Here is a 20,889-nt window from a genome sequence, read left to right as displayed (position 1 = left end):
GGCGGTGAGAACCTCGACCCGCCACGGCGTTGGTCTTGATACTGATGGAACGGAACCTTGCTCTTGAGAACTTGGACGATCCCGAAACCAGTAGATGAGAGCGCATCCCGAAAAGTGTGAAACGGCTTTCGGAAAAGATGCGCGTTAAAACAAACATTTTGAGCGCCGATCTGGTCCGATCAGATCGAAACGAGTTCTAAGGTGCAGGAACGAAATGATGACAGACAAGTTCAGTGTAAGAGACAAGATTGCCATTGTGACCGGCGGGTTGGGGCAGCTTGGAACGCAGTTCAGCAAATCGCTCGCGGAATCTGGCGCCAAGGTCGCGATCTTCAGTCGCCGGGCAATCGACGCTGCCGATCTTGAAGCGAAGTTTCCGGGCTTGACGAAGAACATTCGCGTTTATGTCGCGAGCGTTACGGACAAGGCCAGCCTTGAGCAGGCAACCGAACAGCTCATCGCCGATTGGGGCGTGCCGCATATTCTGGTCAATAATGCAGGCATCGATTCAAAGCCCTCGGGTTCGGCAGACCAGAACAGTCCATTTGAAATCTACCCGCAGAAATACTGGAACGAGATCATCGAGACCAATCTGACGGGTGTGATGCTGTGCTGTCAGGTCATCGGCTCGAAGATGGCTGATGCCAGACGCGGCAGCATCATCAATGTCGGTTCGATCTACGGCATCGTGTCGCCCAATCAGGCGCTCTACGCGTATCGCGAGGCACGAGATGGCGAGCCTTTCATCAAGGCCGTCTCCTATGCGGCTTCCAAATCCGGCCTTGTCAACTTGACCCGTTATCTTGGCACCTATTGGGGAACCAAGAATGTCCGGGTGAACCTGATTTCATTCGGTGGCGTGAAAACCGCAAACTTCGACAAGGAATTTGTGGATGCGTTTCTCGAACGCGTGCCGATGAACCGACAAGCAGAGATCGATGAATATAATGGCGTGATACAGTTTCTGGCATCCGATGCCTCGTCATATATGACAGGCTCGAATGTCGTCGTCGATGGAGGCTTTACGGCATGGTGACAGAACAGGCAGACAATCGATATCTGACGAGGCGCGCGTTACCTGATCGTGACAAGCTGCACGTCTCCGTCGTTGAGGCGCTGGAAGCACAAATTCTTTCCGGCAAACTCAAGATTGGCGATCGTCTGCCTGCCGAAGCCGCAATGGCGCGTGAATTCAATGTAAGCACGCGATCTGTTCGTGAAGCGCTTCAAATTCTCGAAACAAAGGGTCTTGTTCGCCGCAAGCACGGTGAAAGAGCGCTTGTTGTGCGTGACGATGTCGGAGAATTTCTCGGTTCGCTTGCAACGACTGTCAAACAGCTCTTTGCCAATAATTCCGACTATCTCGTCCAGCTGATGGATGTGCGCCGGATCATCGAGACTGAAGTCGTGACGCGACTGAGTTCGGAGGACTTGGTGATGACGCCGGAAGTGGACGAGGCGCTTGCCAGTATGCGGGCTGCGGCTGACGCCAATGACATGGCCCGTTTTACCGACAGTGACGCCGCTTTTCATCTCGGGCTCGTGCATTCCGTGGGCAACGAGATCCTCAATGTCGTCTATGACAATCTTTTCTCGATTATCATCGACGTCATCCGGGTCACGAGCCGCGTGCCGAACAAGTCGCTGGAGGACGGGTTTGCCGAGCATGAGGAAATTTATAACCTCATCAAGGCCAGAGAACCCGAGACCGCCCGGCAATCCATTCGCAGACAGATCGATGAAAGTTCGCGCTATCTCAAGGTGGCGCTGGACAATTCAAATCTTAAGAACAAGGTCAAAACCAAATGAGCAATTTCGATTATTCCGATACTGACTGGGCGTCGATCGAACGTCTTTCGAAATGGTATTCCGGCGATGTCCATGACAGCCTGGAACAACTCGGCGGCTGGGGTTATCTGGACGGTATATCGTTACAGGGTGAATTGAAGCCGGGCGAAGTGGTCTGCGGTCCAGCAGTCACGGTGCAGTTTGCGCCAAGCGAACGTCGCAATCAGCCGCAGGATGTCTATCACAACGCCATCGACAACGCGCCGAAGGGTGGCATTGTTGTCGTCGATGCATCTTGCGCGCAGGGTTCCTGCTCGGGAGAGCTGATGAGCACAGGCGCGAAAACGCGGGGCGCTGCGGCTACGATCGTCAACGGAACGGTGCGTGATATCGCGCAGGTTCGCCATCTCGGCTATCCGCTTTTCGGTCGTGCACGGTCTCCGGTTTCGGTATCCGGCAAGATGGAACCGAAGCTCTCGCAAGTTCCAATCGAAATCACCGGCGTGAAGATCATGCCGGGCGACGTCATCTTCGCGGATATCGATGGCGTTGTCGTCATCCCCAAGGCCATGGTTGCAGCAGTCGCTGATCAGGCCGACAAGCTGGGCGCAAATGAAGCTTCGGCTCGTGACCGTATTCTGGGTGGTGAAAAGCTTCAGTCGGTCTGGCCGGTGGAGTCGAAATACGGCGCCTGATCAATTGGCGTCATGACATAAAAAAGGCCGCCCTTGAGGCGGCCTTTTCATAATATTGCGGAGGAACCGATTACGGCGTCACGTCGAAGCCGAACCACTTTTCGGAGAGGCGCTTGATGGTGCCATCAGCCTTGGCGGCTTCAATGGCTTCATTGAACATCTTCTGAAGTTCAGGTTCGTTCTTGCGAAGACCAACAGCAACGCCGCGACCCAGAATGCCGCCCTTAAAGAAAGGACCGGTCATGACGATATCTTCGTTGCCTGGCTTCTTGGCGGCATCGCTGAGATAAGCCAGCGAAGCGACGACGAGATCAACGCGGCCCGACTTGAGGTCGAGGTCATGCTGATCGGTGGTCTTGTATTCGCGGATATCGGCAGAATCCTTGAAATACTTGTCGAGCAGCGACAGGCCGAGCGAGGCAGTCTGTACACCGATGGTGCGGCCCTTGATTTCAGCCTTGACGTCGTCAATGGCCTTCTGAGCAGCGGCTTCGTCCTTGGCCAGATAGAGCGTTTCGCCTGTATGCGGCAGCTTGGCGAATGGGCTATCCTTCAGCGTGGCGAAGGTCTGCGGGGTCAAGCCATAAGAGACGGAAAAGTCGATGGTTTCTTCGCGCTTCGGCGTAGCGGTAAGGCCAGCCATGATTGCGTCGAACTTGCCTGCATTCAAGGCCGGGATGATGCCGTCGAAAGGCTGTGCAATCATGGTGCACTCAACCTTCATGCGGGCGCAGAGGTCTTTGCTCAGTTCGATTTCATAGCCGTCCAGCGTGCCGTCTGGCTTGGTGAAATTATACGGACGGAAAGCGCCTTCAGTTGCGATGGTGATCTTGGTCCACTTCTTCTCTTCGGCATGGGCCGAAGCAGCGGTGACAACGAGGGCCGAAACGAGAAGGGCTTTGAACAATCCCTTGGTCTTCATCTTAATTACCTTACTGTAGTTAAGTGCTGAGCGGTCTTTTGGCATAAATCAGTGACGTTTGAAATAATCAGCCAGCGTTTTCGTGGCTGATAAACTTGCGAAAACGCTCTGATTTGGAGTTTGTGAACACATCTTCGGGCGCACCGTCTTCTTCAACGAGCCCTTGATGGACGAAGACGACCCGGTTCGACACGTCGCGTGCAAAGCCCATTTCGTGGGTGACGACAAGCATGGTGCGGCCTTCTTCGGCCAAGCCGCGCATAACACGCAGCACTTCGCCGACGAGTTCGGGATCAAGCGCGGAGGTCGGTTCGTCAAACAGCATGACCTTTGGCTTCATCGCCAGCGCGCGTGCAATGGCGGCGCGCTGTTGCTGACCGCCGGAGAGATGCGACGGGTAGAAGTCGCGCTTGTCGGCGATGCCAACCTTGGCGAGTAGCGCTTCGGCTTCTGCAATGCATTCCGCGCGCTGCCGACCTTGAACATAGATCGGCGCTTCGATGATGTTTTCAAGAATGGTCTTGTGCGACCACAGATTGAAGCCTTGAAAAACCATGCCCAGTTCAGAGCGGATCCGGGAGACCTGCTTCTTGTCGGCGGGATAGGCTTCGCCCTTGGAATTCTTGGCCATCCGGATAGTCTCACCGGAAACGGTCACGGTGCCGGATGTTGGAATTTCCAGAAGGTTGATGCAGCGCAGCAAAGTGGATTTTCCCGACCCCGAAGAGCCGAGGATAGAAATGACTTCACCTTCGCGCGCTTCAAGCGAAATGCCCTTCAGCACTTCATTCGCGCCAAAGCTTTTACGCAGGTTTTCGACTTTTAGCGCCACCGGTGCGTTAGGAGAGATGGCTTTACTCACGATGTTTTTCCTTCGGTGGAGATGCTGACGGCTGGCTGGCGCAAATAGGGCGTGAGCCTGTATTCGGCGATCAGGAGCAAGCGTGTCAGAACGAAATTGATAGCCAGATAGATGGCGCCCGCAATCACGAACACCTCAATCACGCGGTAGCTTTCGGCAATGAGCTTGGCTGCAATACCGGTGACTTCCATGAGCGTGATGATGGAGGCAAGCGAGGTCGCCTTGATCATCGAGATCATTTCATTGCCGTAGCCGGGCAGCGCCTGACGGATGGCAAGCGGCATCACTACTCTGCGGAAGCAGGTAAAACGCGACATACCACAGGCTTTTGCCGCCTCGATCTGGCCGTGCGGCACCGACAAGAGGCCGCCGCGAATGATCTCGCTGGCATAGGCTGCATTGTTCAGCGTCAGCGCGATGATCGCGCACCAATATGGTTCACGGAGAACGGGCCAAAGGAACGAATAGCGGATCGTCGAAAACTGGCTGAGGCCATAATAGATGATGAAGATCTGCACCAGAAGCGGGGTGCCGCGGAACACGAAGACGTAGAGCCGGGCAATCCTGTCGAGGACGCTTATTCCCGACAGACGCATCATGGCAAAGAGCAGTGCAAGAATTGCGCCGCACACGATGGAGATGGCCGCAAGCTGAAGCGTCAGCGGCACGCCGGCCATCATTGCCAGAAAGGATTCTGTATAGAATTGAAGGTTCATTTTGCCCTCCTGACGCCGCGCGAGAAGTGACGTTCAGCAGCTTGCAGTATGCCGCCGGAAACGGAGGAAATCAGCAGATAGAGAGCGCCAGCGATCAGGAAGAAGTTGAAGGGCAAGCCCGTAGAGCCTGCGCCAATCTGTGCCTGACGCAGAATATCGACCACACCAACGACGGATATCAGCGCAGATTCCTTCAAGGCAACCTGCCAGACATTGCCAAGTCCGGGCAGCGCATGCCGCAGGGCCAGCGGCGCGATAATGCGGCGAAACTTCAGTGCCTGGCCCATGCCGCAGGCAGATGCCGCTTCAAGCTCTCCCTTGGAGACGGCTCGAAACGCACCACGAAACACTTCCGTATGATGTGCGCCGCAGGAAATGCCAATTGCCAGAACGCCAGCCAGAAAAGCGGGGAAACCGATGAAACCCTGTGCGCCGAAGAACTTGCCGAGCGCTGTGATGGCGGCGCTGCCGCCAAAATAGAACAGGTAGATCACCAGAAGATCGGGGATGCCGCGAATGATGGTGGTATAGCCATCAGCAATGCCGCGCAGTGTGCGTCCGCCGGAAATCTTTGCCCATGCAGCAAAAACACCAATCGTTGCGCCAAGCAGAAAGCCGACGACGGCCAGCGAGACCGTTACCAGAGACGCCATCACGAGAACATAGCCCCAGCCATCGGGGCCGAAGCTTAAAATATCGAAAAAAGCCTTCATGATGCTTCAGGCCAATTCTTGAAGGAGCGATTGAACTTCATTTCACTTTCCGGCGGCTGCATTGGCCGTCTTTCATTTCGCTGCGACGGGCAGGGCAGGTTGCACGCTGTCGGGAATAGGATTGACGAAAACGTCGCCATTCAGCCTTTTCACGTGGTCCTGTTTGGCTTCTACAATCCGTTCTGGATGCAAAAACAGTTCCACGGCCGTGCTTCCCATGACCTTTGCGGCATGAGCCATTCCTTTATGAGCAGTCGATAATTTACCCTGCGCCACCATTTGCCACGAATGGAGCGGCGTGCCAATAGCGCAGGTAGCGCCACGCATTTGCACGGTGGGGACAACCCAGCTCACGCTGCCGACGTCTGTCGAACCAACGAGCGAATTGTCTCCCTTATAGGGTTCATAAACATCCTCACAAAGGGCAAGGCCCTCCTTCGGTTCGACGCCGAAACGGCGAAATGCGTCAGAAATGTCTTCCTTGGTCAACGTGGCCTGAAAACGCTGTGCCATTTCCTGATCTTTAGCGTCGAACACGGGTGGTCCCAGACGCTCCAGCTCGCGCTGCATAAGCTGTTCCAGCGGCTTGTTGCCGATCAGATTGGCGTCGCCGCTAACGATTTCGCTGCGCACCGTCGTTTCTGTCATGAGCGCCGCGCCGTCAGCAATTTTCTTGACCCGTTCAAGCAAGGTCTGCATGACGGGCAGGCTCAGCGCACGGATCAGATAACGAACGCTCGCCTTGGCCTGCACGACATTGGGTGCGAAACCGCCCGTATCCGTTACGGCGTAGTGAATGCGGGCCGTTGATGGCATATGCTCGCGCATGTAATTAACGCCGACATTCATCAGCTCAACGGCGTCGAGAGCGCTGCGCCCCAAATGGGGAGCGGACGCGGCGTGAGCCGCACGACCGGAGAAATGAAAGCTAATTTCGTTGCAGGCCAGTGACACAGGGTCGTTGACGCCCGCGAAAGGTGCCGGGTGCCAGCAAAAGGCAATGTCGACATCGTCAAACAGGCCTTCACGAACCATGAAGCCCTTGGCCGAGCCGCCTTCTTCTGCCGGGCAGCCGTAATAGCGCACGCGGCCCTTGATTCCATGCGTTTCCAGATATTGCTTCACTGCGGCGGCCGCCAGAAGTGAACCGGCGCCAAGCAGATTATGACCGCAGCCATGGCCGTGCCCACCTGCCTCAATAGGCTGTTCTTCTGCAATGCCCGCGATCTGGCTCAAGCCGGGAAGGGCGTCGAATTCACCGAGAATGGCAATGACCGGACCTTCGTCACCTGCTTCGCCCATAACGGCGGTCGGCAGTCCTGCGATGCCGCGCGTGACGCGAAATCCTTCGGCTTCAAGCATTGCAGCATGAGCAGCGCTGGACTCATATTCTTCATAATTGGTCTCAGGATGATCCCAAACCGTGTCGCTGAGTTCGAAATAAGCGGCACTTTTGCCGTCCACAATATCCCAGATATCGTGATGGTTCTTCGCCATAGCTCGATCCTCCATCGTCTGGCTCCCATTGTATTGGGGTCCGTTATTGTCGGCCCTTATGTTCGGGATTGCGCTTTTCAGCGCAATCCCGTCGAAGGGAGTAATCTGAAGTGGTGCTGATTACCCCCTTCTGCGTTCATGTCAAACATTGAATTGAAAGCCATCAACCGTGAATGCCTGACCGGTGATGAAGCACGGTTCGGACGTGGCAAGGAAAGTGACAAGGCGCGCGACATCGTCAGCGCAGCCAAGGCGACCGAGCGCGATGCCCTTGATGACTTCATCGGCACGTTCGGTAACATTCGTGTCAATCTCGGTGCGGATGACGCCGGGGCAGATCGCATTGACGGCGATATTCGGGCCAAGTTCCTTGGCGAGCGAGCGTGTCATGCCGAGAATGCCAGCTTTTGCAGCGGCATAGGCGAATTTGCTCACGGCTGCGGTCACGCCACCGGAAAGTGCATTGAGCGACGACATGGAAACAATGCGGCCTCCGCCCTGTTTCAGCATATGTGGCGCCGAATGCTGGATATAATTGAAGCAGCTTTTCAGGTTGATGGCGATCGCACGATCGAACTCATCTTCCGAAATGTCGAGAATGCCAACCGGGGCAGAACGGCCTGCATTGTTGAGCAGAAAGTCAAGACGGCCAAAGGTTTCAACGGTTTGCGCAACGACTTCACCAGCCCGCTTGTGGCTGGAAACATCTGCCACGCAGGAGATTGCCTTGACGCCGAGGCCTTCGATTTCTGTTGCGGTTGCCGCCAGTTCCACTTCCAGCAGATCAACCAGCGCAATGTCATAGCCCGCACGCGCCAGATCGAGAGCGCAAGCCTTTCCGATGCCTCTTGCCCCGCCGGTAACAATGGCAACCTTGTTTTTTGAGTTCATTTCCAGATGCGCTCCTTTTTGTATTGCCACTTGATCGTATGTCTGCCACATTATTCCACAATAGGAATTTGGTTCACATATATGAACATTGAAAACAGTGGTGAAGTTAAGTCGGCCGTTCGGGTTCTCGAGATCCTCGAATTCCTCGGTCGTGCGCATAAGCCTGTGACGCTCAAAGCAATTGTCGCTGAGCTTGGTTATCCCAAAAGCAGCACGTTCAATCTGCTGGCTACCTTGGTGGCTCGGGCATATGTCGTGCGGGACGATACCGAGTCCTATCGCATCCATGAGGCGTTTCGTGATGGACCGGGCTGGTCAAGCGGCAGCGATGCCTATCTGATCGCGACGGCCCAGCCGATCATGGATGCCATGCGTGACAGTGAAGGCGAAACCGTCTTTCTCGGCACACGCCGCAAGGATGGGCGGGTTAAGCTCCTCGCCAAGAGCGTCAGTCATCAGGCGGTCCGCTTTGATTCCGATCTGACAGGGTCTGATCCTGCCTATTGCACGGCAATGGGCAGGATTCTTCTGGCGCATTGGCAGCAGGAAAAGACATCTACCTATCTAGCCAAAGAGCGGATCGTTCCTTTGACGGATAAGACCGTGATCGATCGCGTACAGATACGCCGTATCATTGAAGCTGCCCGCGAGGACGGCTTTGCAATCTGTGATGAAGAGGCGGTTGTCGGTGGGTCCGGCGTCGCGGCTCCGGTTTTCGATGCCAGCGGAGACGTGATTGCAACGCTCAATATGGCCACCATCTCATCGCGCTTTACCGCATGCCGTCAGCGCATGGTCGACGCTGTCGTCAAGCACGCGGCGGAGTTGAGCGCACGCCTTGGATACAAACCAACAACAGCAGACAAGCAATAATATGGACATAGAATTCAAAGAAAAGCGGGTCCTGGTAACCGGGGCCGCCAGGGGAATCGGACGGGCTATCTGCGAGGCATTTGCTGCGGACGGTGCAATCGTCACTGCTACAGACGTTCTGGATGATGAACTGGCAGAATTGGCCCGTGAGGCACAGCCCGGGCGTGGCGGCTCGATCAGAACCGTGCATCTGGATGTGACTGATGAAGCCGCGATAGCCGCATTGGCGGCGGTCGAAGAGGCCAATGGCGGGTTCGATATTTTCGTCCATGTTGCCGGTGGTGTCCTCGGACAGAAGAAGCGCCCGGTGGAAAATGTTCCGGCCGCCGATTGGGATCGCATCTACGATATTAATGTGCGCGGGGCATTTCTGGTCGCCCGGGCACTTGTCCCGGCCATGAAGCGGCGGGGCACGGGCAAAATGGTCTTCATTTCCAGTGGTGCCGGTCTTGGCGTTAGCCTCACGGGCATTCAGGCCTATGCGAGTGCAAAGGCTGCGCTGATCAGTCTTGCCCGCCAGCTGGGGCACGAGCTTGGACCGTTCGGGATCAACGTCAATGCCGTTGCTCCCGGCTTTTTGCGCACCAGCCCTGACTATGAGCGTCAGTGGGCTTCCTATGGTGATGAGGGGCAGGCCGCAATGATCAACGAAATTCCGTTGCGTCGTATCGGGCTGCCCGAAGACATTTCGAATGCTGTGCTCTTTCTCGCATCTCCCTTTGCAAGCTGGATCACCGGGCAGACATTATCGGTCAGTGGAGGGCCGACATCATGACAACCGACGCGCCTGTTCCAACCTGGACATGGTCTGAAGAACGGCTTCAAACCATCATGAACCGCGCCCGCGCTGGCCGCAGTTTCAAACCGTCTTCATGGCAAGGCGGCGCTCGATGTACCGTCGCGCTGTCCTTCGATTCAGACCATGACACGTTTGAACTGCGTGATGGCGGAAAATCGATTTCGGCTTTGTCGCAGGGGCAGTTTGGCCCAAGGCAGGGAATCCCGCGTATCCGCGAAATTCTGCGCCGCGATAACATCCCGGCCACATTCTTCGTGCCTGCCATTTCGGCCATGCACTATCCTGATGAACAACGCGCCCTGATCGGCGAGGGGCACGAAATTGCCCTTCATGGCTGGATACACGAGCGCAACACATTGCTTGACGGTGAAACAGAGCGCGATCTTCAACATCGTGCCGCTGATGCGCTGGAAAAGATCACCGGTGTTCGCCCGGTCGGCATTCGTACGCCGTCCTGGGACTTCAGCGACAACACATTGCAGATCACTTCTGAAATGGGATTGATCTATGATTCATCGCTTATGGCGGATGTAGATTGCTACGAGCTTTTGCTTAATGGCGAGCCGTGTGGTGTCACCGAACTGCCTGTGGAGTGGATTCGGGATGATGCAGCCTATCTCGTCATGGACCGTTGGGGCGGGTTGCGCCCGCAGATCGCACCGCACGATATTCTCCAGATATTTCTCCGGGAGTTTGATGCAGCCTATGAAGAAGGCGGCATTTTCCAGCTGACCATGCATCCGGATATCATCGGGCACCGTTCGAGAATCTGGATACTGAAAGAGCTGATTGCGCATATTCGCACCCATAAGGATATATGGTTTGCGACCCACGCGGATATTGCGCGCTATGCCAAGCTAAATGGTTGATAGTTAGAGCTTTGCGGTGCAGCTGAAACTAACCTTGGCCCGATTTTCGGGCCGGGTGTGTTTACGTGTGATGGTCATGCACGGCTTTCATAAAGCAGAACAAAGTTCATATATATGAACCAAATTCCGCTTTTCATCACTGGTCAGTGGGTCCAAACTCTTTGCAACCGGGCAAAGAAAAGCGCGTAACCGCCGCCCGCATTGCAGATAGAAAACACAAATAAGCATGAGGGAACTATGCTGAAGAAAATTGCGGCCATTGGCCTTTGCACTTTGTCGATACTTTATAGCGGCAGCGTTTTGGCGAAAGATTGGAAAGCTGTGACCGTTGGTGTCGAGGGCGCCTTTCCGCCTTTCAACCTGACAAGCCCGGGCGGAGAGCTTCAGGGCCTTGACCTTGATGTCATCAAAGAAGTCTGCAAACGCGCCGAGCTTGAATGCAATATTGTTGCGCAGGATTGGGACAGCCAGATTCCGTCGCTGCTCGCTGGTAAATTTGACGTAGTACTGACGATGGGGCCAAACCCGGAGCGTCGCAAGGTGATCGATTTCTCCGATCCTTACGTGATTACGCCGAATACGTTCCTGGTGCCAGCCGATGGTCCTTTGGCCAATCTGCCGCACACGGGTGAAAGCCTTTCCACGGATGCCGAGGAAGGCAAAAAGGCGATTGCTGATCTCAAGGAAGCGTTGAAAGGCAAGACAATTGGTGCTTCGCTTTCGACCAGCCAGTTGCAGTTTGTCGAACAGAACTTCGGTGATGCCGTTCAGGTCCGCACCTATAAGGGATCGGAACAGGTCAAGCTGGATCTCGAATCCGGCCGCGTTGACGGTCAGTACGATAATGTGGTTTTCGCACGTGACCGCGCTGAGAAGAGCAATGGCAGGCTGAAGATCACCGGGCCGCTTCTGGTTGGTGGCATTCAGGCAACCAGTGTCTGTATCGGCCTGCGCAAGGAAGAGCCAGAACTGAAAGCCAAGCTCGACAAGGCGCTGGGCGAAATGCGGGCAGATGGCACGCTCGCCAAGATGTCGGAAAAGTGGTTCTCCATGGATTTGAGCCCGAAGAGCTAAGCGAACTGAGCTCTCGTCTTTTCAAGATAGCCCCGCATTTGCGGGGCTTTTTCTGTTTTGGTGCCGTAAACGGTTCGCTCGATCTGGCGATGTGATCATCTTAAATGCGGCGCGTTTGACTTCATTCATCCTCTATTCAAACATCTGGAATTAAAGCATAGTCCGGCAATATGGAGGGACCAAGAATGATATCTGTAGTTAAGACGACGGTTGCATCGCTTTGTCTCGGCGGCGTGATGGCAATGCTTTCGCCAATGCTCGCAACGACCGCTTCCGCAGCAGAGTTGCAGCGTTGTGCTAGTGAGGGCGGCATTTGCCGACTGCCTTACCCGGCTGAAGTTGTCTATGGAACAGGCGGGCGCAACACGTCCCGTTTCATCGATCGCCCGGAAGTGACGTGCTCGAACCGTGTTTTTGACGACCCGGCACCGGGCAAAAAGAAAAGCTGCTCTTTCGTTGTCCGTGATCGCGACTACCGAGACGGTCGCCCCGACCGTCCCGATCACCGGGGCCGACCAGATCGTTACGATGACCGGGATCGGGATTGGAGGCCTTGCGCCAAGGAAGGCGGGTATTGCGACTTCTATGGTCGTAAACGGGTTCGCTATGGCGCAAACGGTCGCTTTATAGAGCGCACTTTCCGTGATGGGGTCGATTGCGGCAATTATTCATTCGGTGATCCGGCACCTGGAAAAGGAAAAGCCTGCTATGTGCTGGACTAAGTACTAAGGCATTCTGCAAGCCCGAAGGTATCCTGTTAGGTTGCCTTCGGGCTTAATTCATTCGAACGCGCCTGTGTTGCTGTACGCCTTCAATGCGCAGTTACAAGACTGTGTATGATCGAAAACATCGTGCGTGCGCCATCGGCTGCCGCAAGAATGGCCTGCTGCATTGGCCCCGCTGCGCAATCACCCGCAGCATAGACTCCCTTCATTGAGGTCTCATTCATCTCATTGCGCCACAGGCCCCCATCATCGCGTAAATTGAGTGCCAGTCCCGTGACGATGGGTGTTTGGCTTTGAAGTGGTCTTATCCATAGCGACTGGATATCCTCTCGACGTTCATCCTCGAGCACTAGTCCACCGATGGTGTGACCATCGCCGCTAAGAACTTCTTTGATAGGCATTGTTACCAAACTGATCTCTGAGCGTGACAGATCTGACAGTTTCTCGGCTGGCAGGTCTGCGCCATTGGTGAAGACGGTCAGGCGTCCCGCCCAGTTCTTGAAGAATGCGGCGTGATCCAGCATGGCTGTTGTTTCTGCAAGCACACCCCAACGCTCGCCGCGATGCTCAAAGCCATCGCAGAAGGGGCAATGATGAACGCCGCGGCCCCAGTTTTCCGCAAGGCCTTCAATGGCCGGAAGCTGATCCGTCACGCCAAGGGCGAGGAGAATTTTGGGCGCAGAGACAACGTCTCCATCGACCAACTCTACTGAGTAGCCTCCATCTGCTGGCCGGATGGCCTGGGCAAGACCTTCGCGATAGGTCACGGTGTCATAGCGTGATAGCTCTTCACGCGACGCCTTCCGAAATTCTTGCGGCAGGATACCATCCCGTGAAAGATAACTGTGCATGGCGGGCGCTTTTCGATTTCGGGGCTCTCCGCCATCGATGATGAGCACTTTGCGCAGTGCGCGGCCAGCAATGAGGGCTGCTGAAAGTCCAGCGGGGCCACCGCCGATGATAATGGTCTCGTAGTTTTGCATGATTGTTATCCGGTCATCTTGATTGCCGTTGACGGTGTTCGTACCGAAGCAGCTTCGTCAAACTGTCGTTGTGAACTCCGAAAACGGTGTTTAATCGTATATGACACAACATAAGTTACATGAAATGAGGGAGTCAATAGTCATGTAACTTCACTTGTATCAATTTGCTTTCTGGCCAGAAATACCCGATAATCAAGCTCGTCTTTTCAGGCCGATACAAAGAGTGAAAACATATGAGGCAGGATAGCCGGCTCTCCCGCATGTTGCATGTGTTGATCCATATGGATCACCACGACGGCGCCATGACTTCAGAAGAAATCGCATCGATGCTGGATACCAATCCGGTAGTGATCCGACGCACGATGGCGGGGCTTCGCAAGGAGGGCTATGTGCATTCCGAGAAGGGACATGGCGGTGGCTGGACATTGGCGCGGCCGCTGGACCAACTGACCTTGTTTGACATTTATCGCGCTGTTGGCGAGCCATCAATTTTCGCGGTTGGTCCCGCCTATGACATGCCCGGTTGTGTTATAGAACAAGCAGTTAACGACAAGCTTAAAAGGGTTTTCAATGAAGCAGAGCAGCTGCTTATGACACGATTACAAGGCGTCACCCTTGCAGATATCGCGCAGAATTTTTCGGCAAGCATGGCGAGGAATGGCCATTCTGGAAAAACAAAACGGACCTCTGCCTGAAGCTCGAGTTGGAGATCATTTGCCGATCGGCTGTTGCCTCGATCTAGTCTAGTCTCCCACAATTTCACGACCATGAATAAGCCACATTAGGACAAGGTTCCTTGCCTTGAAGGCACGTGCAGGGACCGTGCTCTTTGAGGTTGAATCCGCGTAAAACCTCATTCAGCAACGGTTCATGATCACGCAGGTAACGCTTCTGTGAAGTTGCCGCAATTTGCCTCTATTCGCATTCCAGCATGCGCGGAATCGGAAGCAGGCCCTTTGCTTATCAGTTCTGCCTTCCAGAAGGAGAAGGATTTATGTCTATTCGTTCCAAGCTTCGCGCCACTGTTGCGATACCGGTGATGTCGGTCTGTGTTTTTGCACAGCCATCTTTCGCGGATATGCTTTCGCAGCCTTATCAAGTGGCACAGGAAAACAGCGAAGAGCGAGCCCCTCAGGAACAGCCCGTTGAACAGCCACAGGCAGAGGGCGAGCGTCCTTCTGAGGAAGGCCAGGGGCGTCGTCATGCTGAGGAGCAGAAGCAGGCTGAACAGGAAGAAGCGCAGCGTCAAGCCGAAGAGCGCAAGCGTGCCGAGCAGGAAGAAGCGCATCGCCAGGAAATAGAAAAGCAGCAGGCGGAAAAGGCAGAGGCTGCAAGACAGGCTGAAGAACGCAAGGCGGCTGAAGCGGAAACGCAGCGTCAGGCGGCTGAACAGAAAAAGGCCGAGGAAGAAGCTGCCGCACAGCAGAAGGCGGCAGAACAGGCACAGCGTAAAGCTGAGCAGCAGCAGAAAGCAGAGCAGGAAGCAGCGGAACGCCAGGCTGAGAAGCAGAAGCAGGAGAAGGCTGCTGCCGACGAAGCTGAAAAGCAGGCGGCCGAGCAAAAGAAGGCGGCAGAGCACGAAACGCAGCGCCAAGCCCAAGAGAAGAAGCCTGCATCGGAAGAAAGCTCGCCGAAAGGCGAGGCTGAACCAGAACAACAGGTTCCTGCCCACAGGAAGCCAGCAGCGAAGACGCCGGATGCAAACGCTGCATCGCAAGAGACTGCCAAGGAGCCTGCGGAACGCCCAAAGAAGAGGCCGGCTCCTGCCGACGATGCACAGGCGCAGAAGCCAGCGCCACAGCCGGAATCTGCACCTGCTCCAGTGCAGCCGACCGAACCGCAGACTGGTGAAGCCAATCCCGTTCAACCTGCGGAACAGCCAGCTGTCAAAGAACAGCATGGAAAGAAGAATCGCGAGCCGTCGCCGGTAGAACAGCAACCAGTGGAGCAGCCGCAGGAAGCTGAAAAGAAGCCAGAGCCTGTGCCTGCAATTGTGGACAAGCGCTCAGCTGCCGAAAAGGAAGCAATCGCGAAAGATCCATCGAAGACCGACGAAACGGTGGTTCTACCGGTCGAAAATGGCGCCGCCATTCTCGATAGCGACAAGGACGCCGATAATAGCGGTGGCAATCAGGCTCGCGAGCAACGTCGCAAGCAGCGTGGTCAGCAGCGTGAAGCCGAAGCCTCGGCGCCGCCCCCCGCAGATGATGCATCCGCTCAGATCGCCATCCCCGAGCAGATCAAGGCCGATCTTCCCAAGAAGATTGAAGCCAATCTGAAGGAAAAGGGAAAGCGCGTCGACGAAGCACCGGCTTTCGTTGTCCCGGAAACCACAAATATCGTGAACAACACCGTTGTTAACAACACGGTCGTCAATAACACGACGGTCAACAATGTGACGAACAACGTCAGCAATGTGAAGGTACTTGAGCAGGTCGATAACCGCGTTGTTATGGATGTCGGCGACCGGATGTTTGTGCGCGGCGATGACCGCCCACGTCTGCGCCACAATGCCGAAGAAGCCTATTATGATGAGCTGCCACGCGGCCGCATGCGCGAAACGATTGTGCGTCCCGGTGGCTACCGTGTGGTCACTGTTTATGACCGTTATGGTGATGTTGTGCAGCGCTCCCGTATCGACCGCGACGGCAATGAATATCTGATGGTCTATGCCCCCGACTATGAAGATACGCCGCGTGCCGCCATCGCCGATGTTGGTTACGATCTGCCACCGATGCGCCTCACGATCCCTGTCAGTGATTACATCATCGACGTGACAGACGACCGTGATCGTGACTTCTATGACTTCCTGGCCATGCCACCTGTCGAGCGTGTTGAACGCGTCTACACGATCGATGAAGTGCGCCATTCTGCACGTCTGCGCGATAAGGTGCGTCGTATCGATCTGGACACAATCCACTTTGCGACCGGTAGCGCTGAAGTCTCGCTTTCACAGGCCAAGACGCTACGCAAAGTGGCTGATGCCATGCAGAAGGTTCTTTCCAAGGACCCCGGCGAAACTTTCTTCATTGAAGGTCATACGGATGCTGTCGGCTCTGATCGATCGAACCTCGTTCTTTCCGACAAGCGCGCAGAGTCAGTCGCAAGCCTGCTGACGGAAGTCTATGATATTCCGGCTGAAAATCTCGTTACTCAGGGTTACGGCGAACGGTTTCTGAAGATCAAGACCGACGGACCGGAACAGGAAAACCGCCGTGTCACGATCCGTCGTGTAACCCCGTTGGTTCGCCCGGTAGCGCAACGCTAACCACCGGTGGCGCATCATAAACAACTGTTCAGGCCGCATGACAAATGCGGCCTGAACTATAAAGATCAGTCTCCCAGCACCTGTTTGTCGTCACCGTCGCGGGACCGGACAAGCTCCTCCTTGATCTGTCGGAGCACATGGGCAGAACGACTACGGTCAGCATAGGCAACCATGTTTGCCAGAATATCGATGGTCGCCAGATAGGCGTAGCGGGTGGATGTGGGGCGAAAGATATTCTTGCCTTCATCAAGATCGATCGTGATCACCAAGTCAGAAGCCTGTGCAACGGGGGAGTTGCTTTGGGTTATCGCAATCGTGGGAATAGCGCGTGCCCGCAGCAAATTCATGCAATGCACCAGATCACGGTCACGTCCCGTGATGGATGAACCAATGACAACTGTTCCCGGTTGGGCGGCAGCGGAAAGCATATGGTTCATGCTGTGATCGGTTGATGCGTTGATGCGACATCCAAGGCGGAACAACCGGTTGTGGAGTTCATTGGCGATCATGGCCGAGTTGCCGGTAGCACCAAAGGCCTGAATGAAATCAGCCCCGCGCAGCAAATGGGCGGCCTTTTCCATGGCAACCAAATCGAGTTGGCGGTGGAGTTGAAAAAGTGCGTTCTGCGCTTTGGTGATAATGTCTTCCGCTACTTCTTCTACCGTGCTGGTTTCCGTCTCCGGCATCAGATAGCGCAACCCGACATAGGTGATTTTGGCCAGCTGTACCTTGAAGTCGGAATAACCCTGGCAGCCGATCCGCCTGCAAAATCGCGTTACCGTCGGCGGAGATACGCCCGCTTTCTCAGCAAGCTCTCCAATGGAGGAGTTGACGACGAAATCGACATTTTCAAGCACAACAGCAGCGAGCTTTTTCTCAAGACCGGAAAGCCTGCCTTCCTTGTCCGACAATGCGTGAATGACGTCCATGGGATCTCCGGTCAGGTTACAAACTGCGCTTGGCAGGCGATCTTCCAAGTTTATACTCTGAAAAATAATTACATAACTATGGAAATTTTCTGCGTTCTGATTAATGATTATCTCTCAATTGCGGTCAATCAAGAAAATAATATACACCGCCATCGAAATTCGCGTCGCACATCCGAGAGAGGCACTCTATGACGTTCCCCTGGCCAGAAGCAGGCACGCCACTTGAAAACATCCCCACCCCAATGCCGGTCATCGATGAAGATCGTATGACTGCGAACATTGCGCGCGCGCAGGCTTATTTCGACCAGCATGGGAAGGCTTTTCGCCCGCACATCAAGACGCACAAAATTCCTTCTGTTGCACAACAGCAGGTGGAAGCGGGCGCCAAAGGCATCAACTGCCAAAAGATCACCGAGGCGGAGGTTTTTGCCGAGGCCGGTTTCGATGACATCCTCATCACCTATAATATTCTGGGTGCAGCGAAACTTGCGCGGCTGAAAGCGCTCAATGAGAAAATTCGTGGATTGAAAGTGACAGTTGACAGCGACGTCACGATCAAAGGACTTGGTGAGACGTTTAATACCGAGCGACCACTCGCCGTTCTGGTGGAATGTGATACGGGCGGCAAGCGTTGCGGTGTACAGACGCCTGATGCTGCAGTGGTGCTGGCTGAATTAATCTCAGCGCAGCCGGGCTTACGCTTTGCCGGGATTCTAACTTATCCGGCGGCGGGTGGGGCAGATCGGGTCGAGAGTTTCATCGTTGAGACAATGGCAAAACTTGCCGCGAAAGGAATAGATTGTCCGATCCGTTCCAATGGCGGCTCACCGGACCTTTATTCCGCCCATCTTGTGCCATCTGCGACCGAACACCGTGCCGGTACGTATGTCTACAACGACCGCAGCATGGTTCGGGCAGGGCATTGCACCCATGACGACCTGGCCATGCATATTCTAGCGACTGTGGTTTCGCGGCCTGCTCCGGGCAGGGCGGTTCTCGATTGCGGCTCCAAAGCCCTGACATCGGATCTTCTGGGCTTTGTGGATCACGGCGTCATCGAAGGGTTTGAAGGCGCACGGGTTGTCACCCTTTCGGAAGAACATGGTGTGGTTGATCTGACGGACTGCAAACAGGAATTTCCGCCGGTCGGAGCCGTTGTCTGTGTCATCCCGAACCACACATGTGTCGTCAGCAACCTTTTCGACCGCATGGTTTTTCATCGTAATGGCGTGGTGACTCGTGTTGAAAATGTTGCCGCGCGTGGCACCGTTTGGTGAGTTACGTGTTGTTCGTGGCGTGAATTGACAGCACACTCCAAAAATTATGAACAGAATTTATGAAAAAAGAGCCGGATTTTCCGGCTCTTTTTTCATCTGATAAGTAAAGTTATCCCGTTCGACACGATGTTCCTGGAGCCAAAGGCCTTGAATGAACGTGGATTTTCGATTTGTCTTTGCTGAGAGATATCTACGGCATCGTGAAAATCAATTTCACAAATTTTCATTCATCAGCCTGACGATGGGTCCGGGTCACGATATCCGGTTGACACAGCCAATATTCGACGCATTATCAAGAAAATAAATTACAGAAAATAATCAAGGGCGAACACAAGGCGGAGACCATTTTCATAGACCGATTTCAATTGTTGTGCCGGCAGGGTCGCCGGACTGCGTGAACTGTTCCCTGTGTGCAGGACATGGAGACACTCTTGAAGCCAGCGCGCGTGATTGTGAGATCGTGTGCGTGTTCATTTCCCAATAATACGTCCCTTGCTGAACCCGTGCACCTGGAACCAACACATGCGCATATTCACAGCCTCGATGGCTACGGAAACGAATACATTTTCCCCTGTTCCAACGGACATGGATGCATTCAAGGCTGCCTTTTATGCTGGGCCGGGCGAGCACCCGGAAACACCGACTTTGTGTTCATCGGTTGTGCCTATCTTGCGGCGTCGCGGCAAAGCCGAAGGTTTCACGGTTATCGAAGGCACGTCCTGCTGGGCTGAACCTGCCGGTCTCATTCAACGCCAGACCTATGAGACGTTGCGTGATACAATTCTGGCAGAGCTGGAAGCAGCACTGCCTGTGGATGCAGTCGTTCTGGGTTTGCATGGTGCGATGGTGGCGCAGGGCTACGATGATCCGGAAGGGGACTTTCTGGAACGAGTGCGCGCAATCGTCGGTCCCGATATTCTGGTCGCTGCCGAATTCGATCCGCACAGTCACCTGACCGCAAAGCGTGTGTCCAATCTTGATATCATGGCAGCGTTCCTTGAGTTTCCGCATACGGATTTCGAAGAGCGTGGAGAACATGTCGTTGATCTGGCTCTCAGGACGCTGCGCGGCGAGATCAAGCCGGTCATTTCGACCTTCGACTGCCGCATGATCACTATTTATCCCACCAATCGTGAACCGATGCGTTCCTATGTAGATCGGCTTGTGGCCATGCAAGGGAAGAACGGCATTCTGTCCGTTTCCGTAATCCATGGTTTCATGGCCGGTGATGCGCCGGAGATGGGGACGCGGATCGTGGTCGTTACCGATCATGACAAAGCCAAAGGCGACCAGCTTGCACGCGAGTTGGGTCATGAACTGTACCGTTTGCGCAAACTCACAGCCATGGAGATGTTCGATACAGAAACGGGTCTCGACCGTGTGCTGGACGTACGTGCCGGCGATCCGTCGCGTCCTGTTGTGATCTCCGATATCTGGGACAATCCGGGCGGCGGCGTGGCAGGTGACGCAACCTATATTCTGCGCCGCATGTTTGAGCGCAAGCTCGACAATTTCGCTGTCGCCACCATCTGGGATCCGGTTGCTGTTGCCTTCTGCCATGCTGCTGGCGAGGGAGCTGAGCTGGAAATCCGCGTCGGTGGCAAATCTTCATGGCAGGGCGGGGAGCCGCTGGATTTGCGCGTGATCATACAAAAGGTGGCGGATGCAGGCTGGCAGAGTTTCCGCAACAGTCGGGTCAATCTTGGGCGCGTCGCGGTGATCCGTCCCGTTGGAACACAGATCGATATCATTTTGATTACCAGCCGATCCCAAACCTATGAGCCGGATATTTTCACTAACCTTGGGATCGATTTTGCCAACAAGGATTTCCTTGTCGTCAAGTCAACCAACCACTTCCAGGCCGGGTTTCAGCCGATTGCATCGGAGATCGTCTATATCGCGGCGCCGACGTCATATCCAACCAACCCGGCAGTCACACCATACAGGAAAGCAAGTCTGGAACTCTGGCCACGGGCCGCCGATCCGCTAGGGCTGGACTAACAACAGC

The 20,889-nt window shown here is 54.9% G+C and carries 20 protein-coding genes; 12 read left to right on the top strand and 8 right to left on the bottom strand.

Annotated elements, in window-relative coordinates; genetic code table 11:
• The first annotated feature begins 214 nt into the window (after positions 1-214).
• From FHW00_RS12380 to FHW00_RS12370, 3 genes are read left to right on the top strand one after another with little or no spacing between them, the layout of a single operon-like run.
• Positions 215-1,036, top strand: a complete 822-nt coding sequence (locus tag FHW00_RS12380) for an SDR family oxidoreductase (RefSeq protein WP_113534230.1) — start codon at positions 215-217, stop codon at positions 1,034-1,036.
• Complete coding sequence (locus FHW00_RS12375) at positions 1,030-1,809, top strand: FadR/GntR family transcriptional regulator (protein WP_078337161.1); 780 nt, start codon at positions 1,030-1,032, stop codon at positions 1,807-1,809. The genes FHW00_RS12380 and FHW00_RS12375 overlap by 7 nt, the downstream gene beginning before the upstream one ends.
• The gene (locus FHW00_RS12370; RefSeq protein ID WP_078337160.1) at positions 1,806-2,483 is read left to right on the top strand and encodes an RraA family protein; all 678 of its coding nucleotides are present in this window, start codon (positions 1,806-1,808) and stop codon (positions 2,481-2,483) included. The genes FHW00_RS12375 and FHW00_RS12370 overlap by 4 nt, the downstream gene beginning before the upstream one ends.
• 70 nt (positions 2,484-2,553) lie before the next feature.
• On the opposite strand, the gene FHW00_RS12365 is transcribed toward FHW00_RS12370, so the two are convergent.
• From FHW00_RS12365 to FHW00_RS12340, 6 genes are all read right to left on the bottom strand, one after another.
• A complete protein-coding gene (locus FHW00_RS12365; protein WP_078337159.1) occupies positions 2,554-3,405 on the bottom strand; it encodes a transporter substrate-binding domain-containing protein in 852 nt (283 codons plus the stop codon).
• A gap of 67 nt (positions 3,406-3,472) precedes the next feature.
• Complete coding sequence (locus tag FHW00_RS12360) at positions 3,473-4,267, bottom strand: ATP-binding cassette domain-containing protein (RefSeq protein ID WP_078337158.1); 795 nt, start codon at positions 4,265-4,267, stop codon at positions 3,473-3,475.
• Positions 4,264-4,983: an ABC transporter permease gene (locus tag FHW00_RS12355; RefSeq protein ID WP_078337157.1), complete on the bottom strand. Its 720-nt coding sequence runs from the start codon at positions 4,981-4,983 to the stop codon at positions 4,264-4,266. Before FHW00_RS12355 ends, FHW00_RS12360 begins: the two co-directional genes overlap by 4 nt.
• Positions 4,980-5,696 (bottom strand): ABC transporter permease, encoded by a 717-nt coding sequence (locus FHW00_RS12350; RefSeq protein ID WP_078337156.1) that lies wholly within the window; start codon positions 5,694-5,696, stop codon positions 4,980-4,982. The genes FHW00_RS12355 and FHW00_RS12350 overlap by 4 nt, the downstream gene beginning before the upstream one ends.
• A gap of 72 nt (positions 5,697-5,768) precedes the next feature.
• Entirely contained in the window at positions 5,769-7,208 is a 1,440-nt protein-coding gene (locus FHW00_RS12345; protein ID WP_078337155.1) for a M20 family metallopeptidase, read from the bottom strand.
• 126 nt (positions 7,209-7,334) lie between these two features.
• Positions 7,335-8,084, bottom strand: coding sequence for an SDR family NAD(P)-dependent oxidoreductase (locus tag FHW00_RS12340; protein ID WP_078337474.1), 750 nt, complete (start codon positions 8,082-8,084; stop codon positions 7,335-7,337).
• An 81-nt stretch (positions 8,085-8,165) separates the two neighbouring features.
• On the opposite strand from FHW00_RS12340, the gene FHW00_RS12335 reads away from it, so the two are divergent.
• From FHW00_RS12335 to FHW00_RS12315, 5 genes are all read left to right on the top strand, one after another.
• Positions 8,166-8,957 carry an IclR family transcriptional regulator gene (locus FHW00_RS12335; RefSeq protein WP_078337154.1) on the top strand — a complete coding sequence of 264 codons (792 nt, stop codon included), beginning with the start codon at positions 8,166-8,168 and terminating at the stop codon, positions 8,955-8,957.
• Position 8,958: 1 nt separating this feature from the next.
• Positions 8,959-9,732, top strand: coding sequence for an SDR family NAD(P)-dependent oxidoreductase (locus tag FHW00_RS12330; RefSeq protein ID WP_078337153.1), 774 nt, complete (start codon positions 8,959-8,961; stop codon positions 9,730-9,732).
• On the top strand, positions 9,729-10,625 hold the full coding sequence (locus FHW00_RS12325; RefSeq protein ID WP_182514659.1) for a polysaccharide deacetylase family protein: 897 nt from the start codon (positions 9,729-9,731) through the stop codon (positions 10,623-10,625). The genes FHW00_RS12330 and FHW00_RS12325 overlap by 4 nt, the downstream gene beginning before the upstream one ends.
• A gap of 237 nt (positions 10,626-10,862) precedes the next feature.
• A complete protein-coding gene (locus tag FHW00_RS12320; protein WP_078337152.1) occupies positions 10,863-11,699 on the top strand; it encodes a transporter substrate-binding domain-containing protein in 837 nt (278 codons plus the stop codon).
• A gap of 185 nt (positions 11,700-11,884) precedes the next feature.
• Positions 11,885-12,421 (top strand): hypothetical protein, encoded by a 537-nt coding sequence (locus tag FHW00_RS12315; protein ID WP_078337151.1) that lies wholly within the window; start codon positions 11,885-11,887, stop codon positions 12,419-12,421.
• An 89-nt stretch (positions 12,422-12,510) separates the two neighbouring features.
• Here the strand turns inward: FHW00_RS12315 and FHW00_RS12310 are convergent, their stop codons facing one another.
• Positions 12,511-13,407 carry an NAD(P)/FAD-dependent oxidoreductase gene (locus FHW00_RS12310; RefSeq protein ID WP_078337150.1) on the bottom strand — a complete coding sequence of 299 codons (897 nt, stop codon included), beginning with the start codon at positions 13,405-13,407 and terminating at the stop codon, positions 12,511-12,513.
• 233 nt (positions 13,408-13,640) lie between these two features.
• On the opposite strand from FHW00_RS12310, the gene FHW00_RS12305 reads away from it, so the two are divergent.
• A complete protein-coding gene (locus FHW00_RS12305; protein WP_078337149.1) occupies positions 13,641-14,102 on the top strand; it encodes an Rrf2 family transcriptional regulator in 462 nt (153 codons plus the stop codon).
• 299 nt (positions 14,103-14,401) lie between these two features.
• Positions 14,402-16,675 carry an OmpA family protein gene (locus FHW00_RS12300; RefSeq protein WP_078337148.1) on the top strand — a complete coding sequence of 758 codons (2,274 nt, stop codon included), beginning with the start codon at positions 14,402-14,404 and terminating at the stop codon, positions 16,673-16,675.
• A gap of 65 nt (positions 16,676-16,740) precedes the next feature.
• Here the strand turns inward: FHW00_RS12300 and FHW00_RS12295 are convergent, their stop codons facing one another.
• Positions 16,741-17,604, bottom strand: coding sequence for a MurR/RpiR family transcriptional regulator (locus FHW00_RS12295; protein WP_078337147.1), 864 nt, complete (start codon positions 17,602-17,604; stop codon positions 16,741-16,743).
• 188 nt (positions 17,605-17,792) lie between these two features.
• On the opposite strand from FHW00_RS12295, the gene FHW00_RS12290 reads away from it, so the two are divergent.
• Together FHW00_RS12290 and FHW00_RS12285 are read left to right on the top strand one after the other, a co-directional pair.
• Complete coding sequence (locus tag FHW00_RS12290; protein ID WP_078337146.1) at positions 17,793-18,881, top strand: D-TA family PLP-dependent enzyme; 1,089 nt, start codon at positions 17,793-17,795, stop codon at positions 18,879-18,881.
• 522 nt (positions 18,882-19,403) lie between these two features.
• Positions 19,404-20,882: a M81 family metallopeptidase gene (locus FHW00_RS12285; RefSeq protein WP_078337145.1), complete on the top strand. Its 1,479-nt coding sequence runs from the start codon at positions 19,404-19,406 to the stop codon at positions 20,880-20,882.
• Positions 20,883-20,889 lie beyond the last annotated feature (7 nt).

This window comes from Ochrobactrum sp. P6BSIII, assembly GCF_014138065.1.
Taxonomy (GTDB): Bacteria; Pseudomonadota; Alphaproteobacteria; order Rhizobiales; family Rhizobiaceae; genus Brucella.
The sequence above is the reverse complement of the archived record's forward strand: the minus strand, read 5'-3'. Positions and strand labels throughout refer to the sequence as shown.